The sequence below is a fragment of the Stenotrophomonas sp. SXG-1 genome, from assembly GCF_014083965.1.
GTDB classification, from domain to species: Bacteria; Pseudomonadota; Gammaproteobacteria; order Xanthomonadales; family Xanthomonadaceae; genus Stenotrophomonas; species Stenotrophomonas geniculata.
In genome coordinates this window covers 3267647-3283658 of record NZ_CP046588.1, presented here as the reverse complement: position 1 = coordinate 3283658, position 16012 = coordinate 3267647, and the positions used below count along the sequence as shown (strand labels likewise).

Sequence of the window (16012 nt, the reverse complement as noted above, 5' to 3'; positions counted from 1 at the left end):
CGCGCATAATGGTGCGATGGGCATCGAAATCGAACGCAAATTCCTCGTCAGCAGCGATGGCTGGCGCGCCGCCGCGCACCGGGTGATCCCGATGGCGCAGGGCTACATCAACGACATGGGGGCGCTTGACCGCGGCACCCAGAACGCCTCGGTGCGGGTGCGCATCGAAGGCGACCACGCCGCGTTGAACCTGAAGTCGCGCACCATCGGCCATACCCGCCAGGAGTTCGATTACCCGATCCCGGTGGACGATGCACGCGCACTGCTGGCGTTGTGCGTGGGTGGTCTGATCGACAAACGCCGTCATCTGGTCGAACACGCCGGCCTGACCTGGGAGGTGGACGAGTTCCTCGGCGACAACGCCGGCCTGGTGGTGGCCGAGGTCGAGCTGGACAGCGCCGACCAGGCGATCGACCTGCCGGATTGGGTGGGTGCCGAAGTCACCGACGATGCGCGCTACTACAACGTCGCGCTGGCCAGTCACCCCTATTCACAGTGGTGAACCCCAAAAAGGGGACGGAGGGGATTAAGTCGTCTTTACCCCACCTGTGCGGGAACCGACTTAGTCCCCTCCGTCCCCTTTTAACGAGGGAGGCGGGCCCCATGTCGTGGGGATGAGAATCGATATCTACTCCGACGTGGTCTGCCCCTGGTGCTGGATCGGCAAGCATCGTTTCCAGCAGGGCGTGCAGTTGCTGGGCGCGAACGCGCCTGAACTCGATATCCACTGGCAGCCGTTCCAGCTGGATCCGGATGCGGACGCCACCCCGGTGCCGCTGCGCGAGGCCTACGTGCGCAAGTTCGGGGGCGTCGAGCGTACCGAGCAGATCCTCGGCCAGACCCAGACCACCGCGCGTGCCGAGGGCCTGCCGATGGACTTCAGCCAGGGCCAGGTGCGGGTGACCACGCTGCCGGCGCACCGGGTGCTGTGGCTGGCCGGCGAGCATGGCGTGCAGGATGCGGTCGGCGAGGCTCTGTTCCGCGCTCACTTCGAGCACGGCCAGAACCTGGCCGACCCCGCGGTGCTGATCAAGGCCGGCGTGGCGGGCGGCCTCGACGCCGGCGAAATCGCGCAGATGCTGGCCTCCGACCGCGGCCTGGCCGAGGTCGAAGCCAAGCTGGCGCAGGCCCATGCATTGGGCGTTTCTTCGGTGCCGACCTTCGTCATCGATGGGAAGTGGGCCATTTCCGGGGCACAGCCGCCGGAGGCCTTCGCCAACGCCCTGCGCCAGATCGCGGCCGAACAGGGCGCTCCGGCAGCGTCGGCTGACGGCGACGAGGCCTGCGGCCCGGACGGCTGCAAGGTCTGACCTGCCCCCCCAAAAGGGGACGGAGGGGATCAAGAGGTATCCAGCCCACCTGGGTCGATTGCGCCTTGATCCCCTCCGTCCCCTTTTTCTGACCACTGCGCCTGTCGGCCGGTTCTGCGACAATGCGGCACTGCGCCATGCGGGCGCGCGTTGTGGAGATCGACCATGCTGCTGATCGGCGTTGCCGGTACCGAACTGACCGCCCAGGAACGTGACTGGCTGCAGCACGATGCCGTGGCCGGGGTGGTGCTGTTCAAGCGCAACTTCGCCTCGCGCCAGCAGGTGACCGATCTGAGCGCGGCCATCCGCGCCGCTGCCCCACGCCCGCAGCTGATCTGCGTGGACCAGGAAGGCGGCCGCGTGCAGCGTTTCCGCGAGGGTTACAGCGATCTGCCGCCACTGCAGGACATTGGTGCGCTGTATGCCACCGACCCGCAGCAGGCCTTGGCATTGGCCGAACGGCACGCCTGGCTGATGGCCAGCGAGGTACGGGCCAGCGGTGTGGACCTGAGCTTCGCGCCGGTGGTCGACCTTGGCCGTGGCAACCGTGCCATCGGCAACCGCGCCTTCAGTGAAGACCCGCAGGTGGTGGCCGCGTTCACCGCCGCCTACGTGCGCGGCATGCATTCGGTCGGCATGGCCGCCACGCTCAAGCATTTCCCCGGCCACGGTACCGTGCTGGAAGACACCCACGTCGATACCGCGATCGACCCGCGCGCGCTGGACGAGCTGCGCGCGCAGGACCTGGTGCCATTCCAGGCCGGCATCGCCGCCGGTGCCGACGCGGTGATGATGGCGCACGTGATCTACCCGCAGATTGCGCCTGAACCGGCCGGCTATTCGCCGCGCTGGATCCAGGACATCCTGCGCGGCGAGCTCGGCTTCCGCGGCGTGGTGTTCTCCGATGACATCGGCATGGCCGCCTCGCACAGCGCCGGTGGTGTGCCCGCGCGCGTGCACGCGCATCTGGATGCCGGCTGCGACGTGGTGCTGGTCTGCCACCCGGAACTGGTCGATGAAGCCCTGCACGCGGTGCAGGGGCGCTCCCTCAATACTGCTGCGCTGCTGGGCCTGATCGGCCGTGGCGCGCTTGGCTGGGATGGCCTGCTGGCCGATGCCCGCCATGGCGACACCCAATCCCGTCTGCTTGAAACCCTTGGAAGAACCGTCTGATGCCCAACCTCACCATTTCCCAGGCCCTGGCCCAGGCTGACCTGCTGGTCGACCGCCCCACCATCGACAAGGCCATCGCTGGTATCGCCGACGCCATCGCGCGCGATTACAAGGGCGAGGTGCCGCTGTTCCTGTCCATCATGCACGGTGCGCTGCCGTTCGCCGGCCAGCTGGCACTGGAACTGGGCGCGCGCGGCCAGGACGTGCAGTTCGATTACCTGCACGCTACCCGTTACCGCGGTGAAACCACCGGCGGCGACCTGGTATGGAAGCACAAGCCGGCCACTTCGCTGTTCGGCCGCCGCGTGCTGCTGGTTGACGATATCCTGGACGAGGGCTACACCCTGCAGGGCGTGCGCACCTGGTGCCTGGAACAGGGCGCGACCGACGTGCGCATCGCCGCGATGACGGTGAAGAAGCACGACCGCGCGCTGCCGGACGTGACCGCCGACTACGCCGGCATCGAACTGCCGGACCGCTACGTGTTCGGCTTCGGCATGGACGTCAATGAAACCCTGCGCTGCGTGCCGGCCATCTACGCGATGAAGGAATAACGGCGCAGCCGCCCGCGGCGCGTCTTCTTCTGCCGCCGGCATCCTCGGGTGCCGGCGTTCGTCTTTTCATGGAGTGCTTCGAATGCAACAGATCGCCCTGGCCGTGATCGGCGGTACCGGTGTCTACAATCTGGCCAAGCTTGACGATGTGCAGACCCACGAGGTCGACACCCGCTTCGGCCGCCCGTCGGGCCCGGTGCGCGTCGGTACGCTGCTCGGCCATCGCGTGGCGTTCCTGGCGCGGCATGGCGAAGGCCATTCGCTGCCGCCGCACAAGATCAACTACCGCGCCAACCTGGCCGCGCTGCAGCAACTGGGCGCGCAGCGCGTGCTGGCGTTGAACACGGTGGGGGGCATCACCGAACACTTTGGTCCGCGCGTGCTGGCTTGCCCGGACCAGATCATCGACTACACCTGGGGCCGCATCAGCACGATCTGTGAAGAAGAAGGCACCGACGTGGTCCACGTCGATTTCGGCCACCCGTACACGCCGATGCTGCGCAGCAAGATCCTGGCCGCGGCCAAAGTGACCGGTGTCACGGTCCATGACGGTGGCTGCTACGGCGCAACGCAGGGCCCGCGCCTGGAAACCATCGCTGAAATCGCCCGTATGCGCCGCGACGGCTGCGACCTGGTGGGCATGACCGGCATGCCGGAAGCCGCGCTGGCACGCGAGCTGGGGCTGGATTACGCCTGCCTGGCGATCATCGCAAACTGGGCTGCCGGGTGTGGTGATGGCGAGGAGATTACGATGGCCGAAGTGCTGGCCAACGTGCAGGCGGCCGGCAACGGACTTCCGGAACTGGTGGGCGAATTGGCACGGGGGTGATTGTCTTCCCCGAGCAAGCTTTGCATACTCAGCTTGTGCGCGGGTTCAGCGTACACCACCCATTCATTGCATAAGGTCTCGCATCACCATGCCGAACGGTACCGTCAAGTGGTTCAACGACGCCAAGGGATTTGGCTTCATCTCGCCGGAGGATGGCAGCGCCGACGTGTTCGCGCACTTCTCCGCCATCAACTCCAAGGGCTTCCGCAGCCTGCAGGAAGGCCAGCGTGTCACCTATGACGTGACCCAGGGCCCGAAGGGTGCCCAGGCTTCGAACATCACGCCGGCCGAGTGATCCACTCGACAGTGCGTTGAAAACCCCGCTCCGGCGGGGTTTTTTTTTGCGCGGCATGCCTGCGGCCCGTTCGCGATCCACCCACCTCGGGCACAATGCGCCCATGAAGGAACGACTGCGCATCGCCGTGATCGGCTACGGCACCGCTGGACAGGCAGTGTCCATCCTGCTCACCCGTGACGGCCACGAGGTGGAGATCTTCGAACGCGTGCCCACGCCGGGACCGGTTGGCGCCGGCTTCCTGCTGCAGCCCAGCGGCCTGCAGGTACTGTGGCAGATGGGCCTGCTTGATTCCGTGCGCGCACATGCCGCGCCGGTGCACCGCCTGTATGGCGACACGCCGTGCGAGCGCGCGGTGATGGACATGCGTTACGACGGACTGGATGCGCGCCTGCACGGCCTGGGCATGCAGCGCGGGGCCTTGTTCTCGCTGCTGGATGAAGCGCGCGCGGGTGCAGGCCAGTTGCATGCGGGCGTCAGCATCGCGGCGGTGGATGCCGAGCAGGGCCGCCTGCGCGACAGCGACGGTCGCGTGCACGGTCCGTTCGATCTGGTGGTGGCCGCCGATGGCGCCGCCTCGACGCTGCGCGGCACGATCGCCGGCGGTGCCGGGCTGGACCGCGTGTATCCGTGGGGGGCGCTGTGGTGCCTGCTGCCGGCCGAAGACTGGCCGCACGTGCGGGAGCTGCGCCAGCGCTACGTGGCCGCGCGCAAGATGATCGGGCTGCTGCCGGTCGGTACGCGCCCCGGTGATGACACGCCGCGCCTGAGCTTCTTCTGGAGCCTGCCACGCGCCGACTTCGAGCGCTGGCAGGCCGACGGCATGGCCCCCTGGCTGGATGAACTGCATGCACTGTGGCCGCAGGCCAGTGCGCGCTTCGCCCATCTGCGCGATGCCGGCCAGATGGCGCGCGCGGTCTACCGTGATGCGGTGATGACGCGCTGGCACCAGGGCCGCATGGTGCTGGCCGGTGATGCCGCGCATGCGATGAGCCCGCAGCTGGGGCAGGGCGTGAACATGGCGCTGCTCGATGCGTTGGCATTGCGCGATGCCGTGCGCGCGCAGGGGGGCGGTGCCGAAGCGTTGCAGGCGTACCAGGCGCAACGCAGGGCGCACGTTGCGGTGTACCAGCGCTGGAGTCGTTGGCTGACGCCGCTGTTCCAGTCCAACCGCGACGCCTGGGCCAAGGCGCGTGATGTGCTGCTGGGCCCGATGGGGCGCCTGCCCGGTGGTCGTGGCCACATGCTGCGGGTGCTCAGTGGCACGCAGCATGGTTGGTTTGGCTCGCTGGCACTGCATCCGGCTTTCGTCGACGCACTGGCCATCGCAGCGGAGATGCCTCGCATCAACGCGATCACGGCCAATGCGTGAAGCGCGTCGTCACGTGAATTAACGGTTGCCTCACCGCGGATATGCGAGAAGTAGGTTGCACGCGATTGCGCGTCGCCCGTTTTCCTTTCCGTGATCAACATCGCGCGTGGCCCGGGCGGCGCTGCCGTTGCGGCCTGTTGCGGCCCGGACGTGCCGCCTGTTGTTGAAGAGGAGGACGCCATGTTGTTCGCGGTCGAGGAGCTGGAATCGGAAATCTGCAAGCTGCGCGGATTGCTGCAGATGCTGCACGAGGACCAGCCCGACGTACTGGAGGACGTGTTCGAGTTCCATGTCGGCAACCTGATCAGTCATGCATCAGCGGAGCACCACGCACGCATCCGCACCTGCGCGCAGGAGATGCTGGCGGCGATCCAGGCGTTGCCGCGACGACGTGAAGATGACACGCCTGATTTCCGGTTGATGCCGCAGCTGGGTATTCGTCCGGCCTGATTCAAGCCTCCGGCAGTTCCACCAGGCCGCCCTGCACGCAGACGATCATCTGCTCGCCAGGGACGGGGGCAGGGACGATTCCGGCGGTAAACGCGGAGAAGGCGGGCAGGATTGTCATCCGGTCGCGCAGCCAGAACGCGGCGAAGCGCCGCCGCAGGGGCGGCAAGGCAACCTGCGGATGCAGATGCCCGGCGATCACATGCAGCTCTGCATCGGGCATCGGCTCATGCCGAAGCAGGAACGGCCCCAGCCGTACTTCATCGTGGATCTGGACCTGCAACTGCGCATGCGGCAGCTGGCGGTCGTGATTGCCGCGCAGAACATGCACGTCCAGTGCAGCATTGCGTTCACGCCATCCCAGCCATTGCTGGTACCAGGCAGCGCGATGCGCTGGCCCATGCAGGATGTCGCCCAGGATCCACAGCTCGCGGCAGGCATGCCTGTACAGCAGCCCCTGCAGGCGTTGCAGGTCTTCGCCGGTGCCGCCGCTGGGCAACGCGATGCCGGCACGACGGAATGCATCGGCCTTGCCCAGGTGCAGGTCGGCGATCAACAGCGCCTGCCGCGCAGGCCAGTACAGTGCACGCGCGCCAAGCAGAATCAGCGATTCGCCGGCGCGCAGCAGCGGCAGTTCATCGGCCATGGCGGCGCTCCAGCTGCTGGGCCGCGCGTTGCACACGGGTGCGCCAGTCTTCGTTGCTGAACTGCCCGCGCAGGCGTTCGGCCCACAGTGGAAAGCCCAGCGGTGTGAGTGACGCCGGGTGCTGCACCGAGAGGACCTGCATGCCGATCCTTGCCAGTACCTGCTGCAGCCCTGGGAGGTCCAGGCTGTCGTGCAGCACTTCGCGTTCGGCCAATGCCAACAGCAGGTGGCCGGGATCATGCTCGCGCAGTACGTCGTAGAGCAGGCCCGCCGAGGCCTGCAGCTGGCGCAGCGACCGCGGCATGCCGCCGGGCAGGCTGGGCACCAGCAGGCCGGATACGCGTGCGATGCCACGGAACTGGCGCCGCGCCAGCTCGCCCAGGTTCACTGCCGCGCGCAGATCGTCCAGCAGCTGATCGGGGGTGAACAATGCGCGCCATTGCGCCGCATCCAGATCGATCGCCTGCGCCAGTGCCAGCACCAGGCCATGATCGTTCACCGCATAGCCGATGCTGTTGCGCTGCCAGCGGGTACAGCGCAGTGCCAGCAGGGCCGCCAGCGCCTCGTGCACGTGGCGGCCGGCAAAGGGGTAGACGAACAGGAACTGGCCTTCGCGGCGCCGCACCTCTTCCACCAGCAGATGTTCCGGGCCGGGAAGCGCCGACAACTGCTGCTGCAGTGCCAGCAACGGTGACAACCAGCGTGATTCGGCACTGTCGTCGGCACCGGACAGTACCCACTCCAGCTCACGGCCGAGCGGCATCGACAGCGGCAACTGGCCTCCCTGCCAGCGCGGCACCACACCATCACCGCGCCCTCGCGCCAACCGCACGAAGGCGGTCATGTCGCGCAGCTGCACCAGTTCCAGCAGGCGCCCGGCGAACTGGAAGCGATCACCACGGCGCAGGCGGCTGGCGAACTGTTCCTCCACGGCGCCCAGGCCACCCCCACGCAGGAACTGCACGCGCACGCTGCCATCGCTGCTGATGGTGCCGATCGACAGCCGATGACGCAGTGCCTGGCGGCGATCGTGCATGCGGTAGTAGCCGTCGTCATCGCGCACGACCTTGTGGAAATCAGGGTACTGGGCCAGCGCCTGGCCGCCCTGCACGATGAAGGTCAGCACGGCCTGCCATTGGTCGTCGCCGAGCGATGTGAAGGCGTGGGTGCGCCGCACCTGCGCCAGTAGCGCGTCGCTGTCGAAGCCACCGGCCAGCGCGCGGCTGACCGCATGCTGGGCCAGCACATCCAGCGACAGTGTCGGCGGCCTGCGTGCTTCGACCACGCCTTTGGCCAATGCACGGCGCACCGCCGCGTACTCGGCCAGTTCCAGCGCATGGCTGGGCACGCACAGGATGGAACCGCTGGCACCGGGGCGGTGGCGCGCACGTCCGGCGCGTTGGCGCAGGCGGGCCACACCCTTCGGGCTGCCCAGCTGCAGTACCTGCTCAACCTCAGGGAAGTCCACGCCGAGGTCGAGGCTGGAGGTGGCAACCACGCAGCGCAGCACGCCCGCGCGCAGGCCATCCTCCACCTGCTGGCGCAGCGCCGGATCCAGTGAGCCGTGGTGCAGCGCAAGCGTGTCCTGGTCCTCGGGCCAGACCGCGGCCAGTGCCTGATGCCATAGTTCCGCCTGCGCACGCGTATTGGTGAACAACAGGCTGCTGCGTGCCTGCATCAACGCGCCCAGCACGCGAGGCAGTTGCGCCAGGCCCAGATGCCCCGCCCAGGGGAAACGTTCGCCGGGGTCGGGCAGCAGGCTGCGCACGCTGATTGCGCGCGGACGTACACCTTGCACGATCAGTGCATCCGGCTGCCCGGGCAGCAGCACGTCGCGTGCTTCATCAAGATTGCCCAGCGTGGCCGAGAGCCCCCACAGCTGCAACGCGGGGGCGATGTCGCGCAGCAGCGCCAGGTTCAGTTGCAGCAGCACTCCCCGCTTGTTGCCCAGCAGTTCATGCCACTCGTCCACCACCACGCAGCGCAGCTGGCGCATGCGTGCCACGGTATCGGGATAGCTCAGCAGCAGCGCCAGCGATTCGGGCGTGGTCACCAGCACGTCGATGCGGCCTTCGCGGGCCTGGCGCCGCTCGCGGTTGCTGGCGTCACCGCTGCGCAGGCCGACACGCCATCCCAGTCCCAGGCCGTCGACGACGGCCTGAAGGGCGCGGGCGGTATCACTGGCCAACGCGCGCAAAGGCGTCACCCACAGCACCTGCAGTGGGCGCACCGCGCTGGCCCGGCGGGGCGAGGGCGGTGGATCGATAAGCGCCTGCAGCAACGGCCCACCGAACATCGCCAGCGTCTTGCCGCTGCCCGTGGGCGTATGCAGCAACCCGGATTCGCCGGCCAGGTAGTGGCGCCACATTGCGCGCTGGAATGGCAGTGAGCGCCAGCCGCGTGCCGCGAACCAGTCTTCCAGCCTGCGCAGCGCCTGGCTGCGGTTCATCGCGCCAGCGCCTGCAGCGTAGCCAGCTGATCGGCCTCGCTGGCAGGCTTGTCGTGGCGCCAGCGCAGGATGCGCGGAAAGCGCACGGCGATACCGGATTTGTGCCGGCTGCTGCGGTTGACCGCTTCGAAACCCAGTTCGAACACCTGTTCGGCGCGCACGCTGCGCACTGGACCGAAGCGCTCGCGGGTGTTGGCGCGGATCCAGCGGTCGAGCGCGAGGATCTCCTTGTCGTCCAGGCCCGAATACGCCTTGGCCACCGGCACCAGCGTGTCTCCGTCCCAGACGCCGAAGGTGTAGTCGGTGTACAGCGTGCTGCGCCGCCCATGGCCGGCCTGGGCGTACAGCAGCACCGCGTCGATCGTGAGTGGATCGACCTTCCATTTCCACCAGTCGCCGCGTCGTCGCCCGGTCTGGTAGGGCGAGACACGCCGTTTCAGCATCAGACCTTCCACGCCGCGTTCGCGTGCCACGTCGCGCATCGCTGCTGCCCGTTGCCAATCGTCGGCGTCAACGTCGGGCGACAGCTGGATCCGCACATCGTCCAGCGCACCGATGACCTCAGTGAGCCGCGTACGCCGTTCCTGCAACGGCAGCTCACGCAGGTCCGCGCCATCGACTTCCAGCAGGTCATAGGCGAGCACGCGCACCGGCGTGTTGCGCAGGGTGGCCGCACCGGGTTTGCGGCGCTGGATGCGGGTCTGCAGCGCGGTGAAGGCACGCGGCAGGTTGGCGTTTTCGTCCCAGGCCAGCAGCTCGCCGTCCAGTACGCAGCCATCGGGAAGCGCCATCGCCGCCTGCTCGATTTCGGGGAAGCGGCCATCCAGCCGCTCTTCGCCACGCGACCACAATGCGACCTCGCCACGCCGGCGAAGCAGCTGCAGGCGAATGCCATCCCATTTCCATTCCAGCAGCCAGTCATCGATCGGGCCGAGCCGTTCGGCAGGTTCACCTTCCAGTGGCGATGCGAGGAAGAACGGGTAGGGCTGCTGACGGTCCAGCGGAAGCTCATCCGGCGACAGCAGCTGAGCCAGCAGCCCGGGCGAGGGCACCCACTCGCCAAGCATGCGCTGGGCGATGCGTGCGATGTCCAGGCCGGACCATTCGGCCAGCGCCTGCTGTACCAGCCGCTGCGAAACACCTACGCGCAGGGCACCGGTCAGCAGCTTGTTGAACACCAGGCGTTCGCTGCTGCACAGCTGCTGCCAGCCTGCGACGACCGCCGCACGGCGCACTGCTTCGGCTTGATTGGCCACCGCCAGCAGATGTTGTTCGATCCATTCGGCCAAGGGGCGGTCGACAGCTGGCCGGGATGGATCATCCAGCAGCAGGGTCAGCGTTTCGGCCAGGTCCCCCACCTGCGCATAGCTGTCCTCCACCAGCCAGGGCGGCAGGCCCGATTCCTCGCTCACCCACGCGCGCAGTTCGCTGCTGGCGGCGATCTTCCGGCGTGCGCCGCCCACCTTGCCGCCGCTGAGCAGGTACAGCGCCCATGCCGCGTCATGCGCACGCGCCTGGCGGAAGTAGTCGACCAGCGCCGCACGCTTGTCCAGCGTGGCGGTGCTGCGATCCAGGCGCTGGTAGAGCGCAGCGAATGCCTTCATTCTTCGCTCCCGAAATCGGTACGGAAGGCTTCGGCAGCCACGCCGCGCTCGCGCAGGAACGGAATCAACGCATCGGTATTGCCATGGGTGGCGATCACCCGCTGGGCGCCCGTCTGTTCGATGGTCTGCAGCAGTGCTGGCCAGTCGGCGTGATCGGAAATGACAAAACCGCGATCGACATTGCGACGCCGCCGATTGCCGCGCAGCTGCATCCAGCCGGATGCGAAGCCCAGCTGGTGGCGGCCGAAGCGACGCATCCAGGGCGTGCCCGCAGCTGACGGCGGCGCGAGGATCAGCTGGCCGGCGGCATCCGGCTGACGGCCCTGTTCGGCCATGGTGAGCGTCTCCAGCATCGGTACGCCGGCCTGCCGGTAGACCGCCACACCATTGGCGATGGCGCCATGCAGCCAGGCCGGGCGATCGTCCAGTGGCCGCAGTTCGGCCAGCACCCGTTGCGCCTTGCCCAAGGCATAGCACAGCAGGATCGCCGCTTCGCCACGTTGTTCGCATTCGCGGCGCCACGCCACGATTTCCGCCGCCACCGCCGGCGTGTCCGGCCAGCGGTAGATGGGCAGGGCGAACGTGGCTTCGGTGATGAAGGTATCGCAGGGCACCACTTCGAACGGCGCGCAGGTCGGGTCGGGCTGGCGCTTGTAGTCGCCCGAGGCCACCCAGACCTGCCGGCCGTCGTCGATGCGTACCTGCGAAGAGCCGAGGACATGGCCGGCAGGGTGCAGCGATACCTGCACCTTCCCCAGGCGGAACGGCACGCCCTCGACGTGCGCCTGCACCGGCACGTCACCCAGGCGCCAGCGCAGGATCGGCAGGCTGCCTTCGCTGCAGTGGTACTCGCCCATGCCCGGACGGGCATGGTCGCCGTGGCCATGGGTGATGACCGCGCGCGCTACCGGTCGCCACGGGTCGATATGAAAATCGCCGGCGGCGCAGTACAGCCCCTCCGGGCGCAGCACCACCAGATCGTCGTTGCCTGCCATGCGGTCACTGTGGCCTGCGTCTCGTGCAGAGGGTGAGAACCGGCCTGAACACGGGCTTGGCAGGCGATGCGGCACAATCGGGCCGCAGACCTCTTGCCGCCAGGATGGACCGGATGAGTGGACCCAGCTTCAGCAGCAACGCGCCGTATGAAACCCATGTGGTGCTGAACCAGCCGCCGCCGTTCGCAGGGCGACAGTTGTGGACCGACGACGTGGCGCTGATGGAAGCCGTGCAGCGCGAAGGCGCCGCCAGCTTCGCGCCGCGGCTGGGTGTCTATGGTGCACTTGCCGGTGATGAACTGTACCGGCTCGGCTTCGATGCCAACCGTGATCGTCCGCGGCTACGCACGCATGATGCACAGGGCCATCGCATCGACACGGTGGAGTTCCATCCGGCCTATCACCGGTTGATGGACGCGGCCAAATCGCACGGCGTCGCAGGATTGTCCTGGCATGAGCCGCAGCCTGGCGCACACGTGGCACGTGCGGTGTTGAGCTACCTGCATCACCAGGCCGAGGCGGGCACCAGCTGCCCGTTGACCATGACCCATGCGGCGGTGGCGGTGCTGCATTCGCAGCCGCATCTGGCCGAGTGGGCGCGCAAGGCCGCTGCACCGGTCTATGACCCGCGCGACGTGCCGGTGGCGGACAAGGCCGGCATCACCCTGGGCATGGGCATGACCGAGAAGCAGGGCGGCTCGGATGTCCGTGCCAACAGCACGCGCGCCGAACCGATCGATGGCGAGCGTTATCGCCTGGTCGGCCACAAGTGGTTCTTTTCCGCGCCGATGTGCGATGGCTTCCTGGTGCTGGCGCAGGCGCCGGGAGGACTGACCTGCCTGCTGATGCCGCGCCGGCTGGCCGATGGTGACCGCAATGCGTTCCGGTTGATGCGGCTGAAGGACAAGCTTGGCGACTGGGCCAACGCCTCCAGCGAGGTCGAGTTCTGCGGCGCACAGGCATGGCGCGTGGGCGAAGAGGGGCGCGGCGTGGCCACCATCATCGGCATGGTGATGATGACCCGCCTGGACTGCATGCTGGGTGCGGCGGCAGAGATGCGCATGGCGCTGGCGCAGGCGCTGCACCACGCACGCCATCGACGCACCTTCGGCAAGCTGCTGGTCGAGCACCCGTTGATGACCAACGTGCTGGCTGATCTGGCGCTGGAGTCGGAAGCGGCCACGGTGTTGGCGATGCGCATCGCACGCGCGGTGGATCGTGCCGGTGTGGATGCCAATGAAGCGGCGATGGCGCGGTTGGGGACGGCACTGGGCAAGTACTGGCTGTGCAAGCGCGCACCGGCTTTCGTCAATGAGGCGCAGGAATGCCTGGGCGGTGCCGGCTACGTAGAGGAGTCGATGCTGCCGCGCCTGTACCGGCAGGCACCGTTGAATTCGATCTGGGAGGGCAGCGGCAACATCCAGTGCCTGGATGTGCTGCGCGCGCTGGCGCGTGAGCCGGAGGCGATGGCGGCGTTGCGCGGTGAGCTGGCGTCGGTGGCTGATCGTGATGCGCGCTATGCAGCGGCATTGCAGCGTTGGGCAGCGGCGCCGCCACCGGAGGAAGCGCAGGCGCGGCTGTTCTGCGAGCGTACCGCGCTGCTGCTGCAGGCGGCGCTGCTGCTGCGTGCGCGCAGTCCGATGGCGGAGGCGTTCGTGCGCAGCCGGCTGGAAGGGGAGCATGGGCTGGCGTTTGGGACGCTGCCGGCGGGGCTGGAGCTGACGGCGATGCTGGCGCGCGCGCTGCCGTAGGGAATGGCCAACGGCGGTGCCCCTCGTGGTGGGCGCTGATACTGATAGATGGGCCGCGCGGGTAGGTCGCGCAGGGGGCGCCGTGAATACGTCCTTGTAGGCTCGGGCGCGCCATCCATGGCGCTTACGCCCCTGCGCAACCTACCCGCGCGGCCTTGGACGGTTTCCGTGCGGTCCACCACGGAATCAACAGAAAGAGCGGAGAGCGAAAAGCAGAAAAGCCGCGGCAGTGCCGCGGCTTTTCCTGTAGCGCCGAGCCGATGCTCGGCTGCCGATACACCTCAGTGCTTGGCTTCTTCCTTGGCGGCGTTGGCCTTGGCGTCATTGGCGACATCACGTGCCTTGTCGGCAACCTTCTGCGCGGCGTTGGCGGTCGCGTCGCTGGCGTGTGCGGCGGCGTCGGTTGCGGCGTCCTTGGCCTTGTCGGCCGCGTTCGCGGTGGCGTCTGCAGCCTTGTCCAGCGCCTGCTGGGTATCGGCGGCGGCCTGCTCGGACGCGGCAGCGGTCTTGTCGGCGGCGTTGCGGGTGGCTTCGGCGGCCTTGTCCACGGCGTCACGGGCGGCAGCGCCTGCGCTGTCGGCAGCCTGCTGTGCGTCCTGCTTGGCCTGTTCGGCTTCCGGGCCCTTGCAGGCGGCCAGGGCCAGCAGCAGGGAGGCGGCCAGCAGGGTGGTGGTGATCGGACGAATCTTCATGGCGGTCTCCGGTACTGCAATGGATGGGGACGCCAGCCTATTCATGCCGTTGTGAAGACGGGGTCGCGATGCAGCGGCTCCGTCGCGCGCATTTCGACAAAAGAAAAAGCCGCTGGCGAACCAGCGGCTTTTCCAGAACAGCGTGAAGAAAGAAGTTATTACTTCTTGGCTTCTTCAGCAGCGTCCTTGGCCTTCTCAGCGGTGCCTTCAGCAGCCTTGGCAGCGTCAGCAGCGGCGCCGGCAGCGGCGTCGGTGGCAGCAGCGCCAGCCTGGGCAGCAGCGTCAACCGAAGCGTCAGCAGCGGTGGCGGCGGTGTCAGCGGCCTGCTGGGCAGCGTCGGCGGTCTGGGCGCCAGCAGCGGCGGCCTGGTCGGCAGCAGCCTGGGCTTCGGTGGCGGCTTCGTTGGCCGAAGCAGCGGCGTCCTGGGCAGCTTCCTGCTTCGAGCAGGCGGCCAGGGCCAGAGCCAGGGACATCGCGACCAGCAGCTTGTTGATGCTCATTGTGTGAATCCTCGTCGTTAGAATTAGGCAACGCGCATGCTGCGCGCCGACAACATGATGACAAGCCAAGATTGGGTGTCAAGCGATCCCGCATTCATTTTTGCGAAATCATCGTTAAATCCATTTAAATCAATTCGATGGCGATAGCCGTTGCTTCGCCACCGCCGATGCACAGGGTGGCAATGCCGCGCTTGCCACCGCGCGTGCGCAGGGCGTTGACCAAGGTCACCACCAGGCGTGCACCGGAGGCACCGATCGGATGGCCCAGTGCGCAGGCACCGCCATTCACGTTGAGCTTCTCATGCGGGATGCCCAGTTCGCGCATCGGCGCCATCGCCACCACGGCAAAGGCTTCGTTGATTTCAAACAGATCGACCTGGTCCAGCGACCAGCCGGTCTTGTCCAGCAGCTTGTGCAGCGCGCCGATCGGGGCGGTGGTGAACCACTCCGGTTCCTGCGAATGGGTGGCGTGGCCGACGATGCGGGCCAGCGGGGTGATGCCTCGCGCGGCAGCGTCCTCTTCGGTCAGCAGGACCACTGCGGCGGCGCCGTCAGAGATGCTGGAGGAACTGGCGGCGGTCACGCTGCCGTCCTTCTTGAAGGCCGGGCGCAGGGTCGGGATCTTGGCGATGTCCGAGCGGCCGGGCTGCTCGTCGGTGGTGACCTCGACCTCGCCCTTGCGGGTGGTGACCTTCACCGCGACGATTTCATCGGCGAACGCACCGTTGGCCTGGGCCGCCTGCGCGCGCTTGACCGATTCGATGGCGTAGGCGTCCTGCTCTTCGCGGCTGAACTGGTACTTGTCCACGGCGCATTCGGCGAATTCACCCATCGCCTTGCCGTCGTATGCGTTGACCAGGCCATCGTGGGCCATGTGATCGACCGCCTGGAAGTTGCCGAAGCGGTTGCCGGTGCGCGAGTTGGGCAGCATGTGCGGCGCGTTGGACATCGACTCCATGCCGCCGGCGACCACGATGCTGGCCGAACCGGCCTTGATCAGGTCATGGCCGAGCATGATGGTCTTCATGCCCGAGCCGCACACCTTGTTCAGCGTGGTGGCACCGGTTGACAGCGGGATGCCGGCAGCGATCGCCGCCTGGCGGGCCGGCGCCTGGCCCAGATTGGCCGGCAGCACGCAGCCCATGAGGACTTCGGAAACGTCGCTGGCCGGGATGCCCGACTGTTCCAGGGCGGCGGCGATGGCGGCCGCGCCAAGGGTCGGGGTCGGCACGCCGTTGAACTGGCCGAGGAAGGAGCCGATGGCGGTGCGCTTGGCGGCGGCGATGACGATGTTGGACATGGCAATCTCGTTGATGCGTAAGCAATGTTCGGAAAGGAGACCGTGGGCCGTTGGAAGCGCCCCGGTTTCCCGGCAGACTGCGTGGGGGTCGGCCC

General features: G+C 67.6%; 16 protein-coding genes. 9 read left to right on the top strand and 7 right to left on the bottom strand.

Annotated features, from left to right (window positions below; all coding sequences use genetic code 11):
• Positions 1–16 precede the first annotated feature (16 nt).
• The 8 genes from GOC52_RS15130 to GOC52_RS15095 all read left to right on the top strand — a co-directional run bounded on the left by GOC52_RS15130 (position 17) and on the right by GOC52_RS15095 (position 5983).
• Positions 17–502, top strand: a complete 486-nt coding sequence (locus GOC52_RS15130) for a CYTH domain-containing protein (protein ID WP_043402365.1) — start codon at positions 17–19, stop codon at positions 500–502.
• A 112-nt stretch (positions 503–614) separates the two neighbouring features.
• Positions 615–1310, top strand: a complete 696-nt coding sequence (locus GOC52_RS15125) for a DsbA family oxidoreductase (RefSeq protein ID WP_043402358.1) — start codon at positions 615–617, stop codon at positions 1308–1310.
• A gap of 165 nt (positions 1311–1475) precedes the next feature.
• Positions 1476–2483, top strand: coding sequence for a beta-N-acetylhexosaminidase (gene nagZ, locus GOC52_RS15120; protein ID WP_010482829.1), 1008 nt, complete (start codon positions 1476–1478; stop codon positions 2481–2483).
• Complete coding sequence (locus GOC52_RS15115; RefSeq protein WP_005410592.1) at positions 2483–3037, top strand: hypoxanthine-guanine phosphoribosyltransferase; 555 nt, start codon at positions 2483–2485, stop codon at positions 3035–3037. Before nagZ ends, GOC52_RS15115 begins: the two co-directional genes overlap by 1 nt.
• Positions 3038–3119: 82 nt before the next feature.
• Positions 3120–3866: an S-methyl-5'-thioinosine phosphorylase gene (locus tag GOC52_RS15110; protein WP_010482830.1), complete on the top strand. Its 747-nt coding sequence runs from the start codon at positions 3120–3122 to the stop codon at positions 3864–3866.
• A gap of 88 nt (positions 3867–3954) precedes the next feature.
• Positions 3955–4161: a cold-shock protein gene (locus tag GOC52_RS15105; RefSeq protein WP_005410590.1), complete on the top strand. Its 207-nt coding sequence runs from the start codon at positions 3955–3957 to the stop codon at positions 4159–4161.
• A 103-nt stretch (positions 4162–4264) separates the two neighbouring features.
• Positions 4265–5533, top strand: coding sequence for an FAD-dependent oxidoreductase (locus GOC52_RS15100; RefSeq protein WP_191849789.1), 1269 nt, complete (start codon positions 4265–4267; stop codon positions 5531–5533).
• Positions 5534–5713: 180 nt separating this feature from the next.
• On the top strand, positions 5714–5983 hold the full coding sequence (locus GOC52_RS15095; protein WP_049436447.1) for a hypothetical protein: 270 nt from the start codon (positions 5714–5716) through the stop codon (positions 5981–5983).
• A gap of 1 nt (position 5984) precedes the next feature.
• Here GOC52_RS15095 and pdeM read toward each other — a convergent pair whose 3' ends face one another.
• The 4 genes from pdeM to GOC52_RS15075 are packed head-to-tail and all read right to left on the bottom strand — an operon-like array spanning position 5985 to position 11674.
• A complete protein-coding gene (pdeM, locus tag GOC52_RS15090) occupies positions 5985–6626 on the bottom strand; it encodes a ligase-associated DNA damage response endonuclease PdeM (protein ID WP_049436446.1) in 642 nt (213 codons plus the stop codon).
• Positions 6616–9075 carry a ligase-associated DNA damage response DEXH box helicase gene (locus GOC52_RS15085; protein WP_191849787.1) on the bottom strand — a complete coding sequence of 820 codons (2460 nt, stop codon included), beginning with the start codon at positions 9073–9075 and terminating at the stop codon, positions 6616–6618. The genes pdeM and GOC52_RS15085 overlap by 11 nt, the downstream gene beginning before the upstream one ends.
• Positions 9072–10679: an ATP-dependent DNA ligase gene (locus GOC52_RS15080; RefSeq protein ID WP_019336698.1), complete on the bottom strand. Its 1608-nt coding sequence runs from the start codon at positions 10677–10679 to the stop codon at positions 9072–9074. The genes GOC52_RS15085 and GOC52_RS15080 overlap by 4 nt, the downstream gene beginning before the upstream one ends.
• Positions 10676–11674, bottom strand: coding sequence for a ligase-associated DNA damage response exonuclease (locus GOC52_RS15075; protein ID WP_191849785.1), 999 nt, complete (start codon positions 11672–11674; stop codon positions 10676–10678). The genes GOC52_RS15080 and GOC52_RS15075 overlap by 4 nt, the downstream gene beginning before the upstream one ends.
• A 113-nt stretch (positions 11675–11787) precedes the next feature.
• Between GOC52_RS15075 and GOC52_RS15070 the strand changes: the two genes are divergently transcribed.
• Positions 11788–13425 (top strand): acyl-CoA dehydrogenase family protein, encoded by a 1638-nt coding sequence (locus GOC52_RS15070; protein ID WP_010482844.1) that lies wholly within the window; start codon positions 11788–11790, stop codon positions 13423–13425.
• A 281-nt stretch (positions 13426–13706) separates the two neighbouring features.
• On the opposite strand, the gene GOC52_RS15065 is transcribed toward GOC52_RS15070, so the two are convergent.
• The 3 genes from GOC52_RS15065 to GOC52_RS15055 form a co-directional block, all read right to left on the bottom strand.
• Positions 13707–14117, bottom strand: coding sequence for a hypothetical protein (locus GOC52_RS15065; RefSeq protein ID WP_010482846.1), 411 nt, complete (start codon positions 14115–14117; stop codon positions 13707–13709).
• Positions 14118–14275: 158 nt separating this feature from the next.
• Positions 14276–14617, bottom strand: a complete 342-nt coding sequence (locus tag GOC52_RS15060) for a hypothetical protein (RefSeq protein WP_004153024.1) — start codon at positions 14615–14617, stop codon at positions 14276–14278.
• A gap of 124 nt (positions 14618–14741) precedes the next feature.
• A complete protein-coding gene (locus GOC52_RS15055; RefSeq protein WP_049436441.1) occupies positions 14742–15917 on the bottom strand; it encodes a thiolase family protein in 1176 nt (391 codons plus the stop codon).
• Positions 15918–16012: the final 95 nt, after the last annotated feature.

What these genes read in the sequence shown, in the direction of transcription:
- GOC52_RS15130 (WP_043402365.1), top strand. Translation starts at nt 17, where the DNA reads ATGGGCATCGAAATCGAACGCAAATTCCTCGTCAGCAGCGATGGCTGG.
- GOC52_RS15125 (WP_043402358.1), top strand. Translation starts at nt 615, where the DNA reads ATGAGAATCGATATCTACTCCGACGTGGTCTGCCCCTGGTGCTGGATC.
- nagZ (WP_010482829.1), top strand. Translation starts at nt 1,476, where the DNA reads ATGCTGCTGATCGGCGTTGCCGGTACCGAACTGACCGCCCAGGAACGT.
- GOC52_RS15115 (WP_005410592.1), top strand. Translation starts at nt 2,483, where the DNA reads ATGCCCAACCTCACCATTTCCCAGGCCCTGGCCCAGGCTGACCTGCTG.
- GOC52_RS15110 (WP_010482830.1), top strand. Translation starts at nt 3,120, where the DNA reads ATGCAACAGATCGCCCTGGCCGTGATCGGCGGTACCGGTGTCTACAAT.
- GOC52_RS15105 (WP_005410590.1), top strand. Translation starts at nt 3,955, where the DNA reads ATGCCGAACGGTACCGTCAAGTGGTTCAACGACGCCAAGGGATTTGGC.
- GOC52_RS15100 (WP_191849789.1), top strand. Translation starts at nt 4,265, where the DNA reads ATGAAGGAACGACTGCGCATCGCCGTGATCGGCTACGGCACCGCTGGA.
- GOC52_RS15095 (WP_049436447.1), top strand. Translation starts at nt 5,714, where the DNA reads ATGTTGTTCGCGGTCGAGGAGCTGGAATCGGAAATCTGCAAGCTGCGC.
- pdeM (WP_049436446.1), bottom strand. Translation starts at nt 6,626, where the DNA reads ATGGCCGATGAACTGCCGCTGCTGCGCGCCGGCGAATCGCTGATTCTG.
- GOC52_RS15085 (WP_191849787.1), bottom strand. Translation starts at nt 9,075, where the DNA reads ATGAACCGCAGCCAGGCGCTGCGCAGGCTGGAAGACTGGTTCGCGGCA.
- GOC52_RS15080 (WP_019336698.1), bottom strand. Translation starts at nt 10,679, where the DNA reads ATGAAGGCATTCGCTGCGCTCTACCAGCGCCTGGATCGCAGCACCGCC.
- GOC52_RS15075 (WP_191849785.1), bottom strand. Translation starts at nt 11,674, where the DNA reads ATGGCAGGCAACGACGATCTGGTGGTGCTGCGCCCGGAGGGGCTGTAC.
- GOC52_RS15070 (WP_010482844.1), top strand. Translation starts at nt 11,788, where the DNA reads ATGAGTGGACCCAGCTTCAGCAGCAACGCGCCGTATGAAACCCATGTG.
- GOC52_RS15065 (WP_010482846.1), bottom strand. Translation starts at nt 14,117, where the DNA reads ATGAAGATTCGTCCGATCACCACCACCCTGCTGGCCGCCTCCCTGCTG.
- GOC52_RS15060 (WP_004153024.1), bottom strand. Translation starts at nt 14,617, where the DNA reads ATGAGCATCAACAAGCTGCTGGTCGCGATGTCCCTGGCTCTGGCCCTG.
- GOC52_RS15055 (WP_049436441.1), bottom strand. Translation starts at nt 15,917, where the DNA reads ATGTCCAACATCGTCATCGCCGCCGCCAAGCGCACCGCCATCGGCTCC.